The organism is Halorubrum tibetense (assembly GCF_042661865.1).
GTDB classification, from domain to species: domain Archaea; phylum Halobacteriota; class Halobacteria; order Halobacteriales; family Haloferacaceae; genus Halorubrum; species Halorubrum tibetense.
In genome coordinates, this window is sequence record NZ_JBHSWW010000477.1 from 1 (window position 1) to 1,149 (window position 1,149).

The 1,149-nt window shown below is 68.1% G+C and carries 1 protein-coding gene and 1 pseudogene; one reads left to right on the forward strand and one right to left on the reverse strand.

The window, feature by feature from the left end; all coding sequences use genetic code 11:
• Nucleotides 1-158: 158 nt before the first annotated feature.
• A complete protein-coding gene (locus ACFQEU_RS16325; RefSeq protein WP_379783875.1) occupies nucleotides 159-686 on the reverse strand; it encodes a redoxin domain-containing protein in 528 nt (175 codons plus the stop codon).
• Between the two features lie 115 nt (nucleotides 687-801).
• Between ACFQEU_RS16325 and ACFQEU_RS16330 the strand changes: the two are divergent.
• Nucleotides 802-1,149: pseudogene (locus ACFQEU_RS16330) on the forward strand (hypothetical protein); the annotation flags it as partial.

A 1,149-nucleotide genomic window follows, 5' to 3' on the forward strand; every position in this document is an offset into this window, starting at 1 on the left:
CAGCGGCGAGCGAAGCGAGCCGACCGTCGTTCCATAGTTCAAATCTCGGCCGGTGCACTCCTTTCAGTCGTTTCCCGGCCTGTCTCCCGCTCGCTGCGCTCGCGGGAGTCTCGCGGCTCTCGAACCGAGCGGGCCAAACCACTAGCGAGAACCCTGATTTACCACGCGCCGTCGTAGTCGACCTGCGGCCGATCGACGTCGGGGCCGATCGCTCGCAGCGTCGCGGTCGCGTTCTCGACCGGCGCGGGAGCGGGGCGGTCGAGCGCGTCCCCCGTCGCCTCGGCGAACCGGACGGTCCAGTCGTCGTCGACGACGACGGTCGCGCGCCGGGGGATCTCCGAGTGTCCCTCCCACGACTCCGCTAGCAAGTCGTAGGAGTCGGCAACCCCGCCGTGGAAGTCAGAGACGACCGGGAACGGGAGCTCGAACTGGTCGGCGTACGCGAACCCGGAGAACAACGAGTCGCCGGTGAGCGCCACGACGGCCACGTCGGGATGGTCGTGCCAGCCGGCGTCGCGTATCGCCGCGAACTCGGCGGTGCACGTCGGAACGAAGTTCGCAGGCGCGAAACACAACACGACAGCCCGGTGGCTCCCGACCAACCGGTACAGCTCCAGTTCGACGCCCGTCCCGTCCGAGACGGCCGGTGCGATGAAGTCGGGGGCCTTGACGCCGACATCTATCATACGCTCCGTCGGAACGTCCCGAACAAAAACCCCCGCGACATCGCGAGCCGAACGGCCGGAATCAGCGGTCGAGCCGCGATGGAAGACCTATATACGATGCCGACGAACGGTACGTATGATCGCGTCGGCGTTCGAGGTCGTGCTTGCCCTCGTCGCCACCTACGGTGTCGTCGTGCTCCTCTGTGTGTTCGTCCTCGAGGGTGCACTGATCGGGAAGCTGATCCCGACCAGAACCCTGTTCGTCGCGACGGTGCTCGCGGTCGGGACGGACCTGGTCGCGTTCCTCCCGGTCGTGGTCGCCGCCGTGGTCGGCGCGACCCTCGGGCAGGTGTTGCTGTTCGTCTCCGTCCGCCGATTCGGCGTCGATCCGACCGAGTCGCGCGTCGTCCCCGTTACGACGGACCGCGTCGACGATGCCGGCGACTGGCTCGACCGCTGGGGCCTCCCGGCGGTCGCCGTGTCG

What these genes read in the sequence shown, in the direction of transcription:
- ACFQEU_RS16325 (WP_379783875.1), bottom strand. Translation starts at nt 686, where the DNA reads ATGATAGATGTCGGCGTCAAGGCCCCCGACTTCATCGCACCGGCCGTC.